The sequence below is a fragment of the Streptomyces capoamus genome (assembly GCF_014654935.1).
GTDB lineage: Bacteria > Actinomycetota > Actinomycetes > Streptomycetales > Streptomycetaceae > Streptomyces > Streptomyces capoamus.
In genome coordinates, this window is record NZ_BNBF01000022.1 from 2,128 (window position 1) to 2,657 (window position 530).

The following is a 530-nucleotide window of genomic DNA, read 5'->3' on the forward strand; positions in this document are numbered from 1 at the left end:
GCGTGCCCAGCCCCGCGACAGGGATGACGGCTTTCGTTATCTCAGTCATGTTGGGAGTCCAAAGACGGGTGGATGCCGTGACGCACGGCCTGGAGAGTGGTCTGGGGCGACCCCGGCGAGGGTGTGGGACCGCCTCGCCGTCGGCCGTCAGTGTGCGCAGGGACGGCCTCGCCGCTGCGAGCCGGGCGCGGCGACGGGACGCTACTTAAGGGAGTCGGCGAAGAGTTCCGGCGGCGCCCGGCCCTGTCTCCCGCCCCGCGGGGCCGGTCGTTGCGGGGTGCTTTCGCGCCTTTCGAGGCCCTCAACTTGCCAAAGTCGTGGCGGGCCGGCCGCCGGCCGCAGAAACATAAAGAACGCTATTTATGCTGGAGGGGTCAGCGCCGCCGTGTGGGAGGGAATGTCAGATGACCGTGCTGTACGAGCCGGATCCGAGGGATCTGGCCGACCTCGGCGAGGCCCGTCAGCCCAACTCGTTCACCGACGCGGTCTTCGGCCGGCTGCCCCGGGCCGACCAGCGCAGGTGGGCCGAG

Annotated in this window: 1 pseudogene; it reads left to right on the plus strand. The window is 70.0% G+C overall.

What is annotated here, in order from left to right:
• Positions 1-404: 404 nt before the first annotated feature.
• A pseudogene (locus IE312_RS44700) lies at positions 405-530 on the plus strand (IS701 family transposase); the annotation flags it as partial.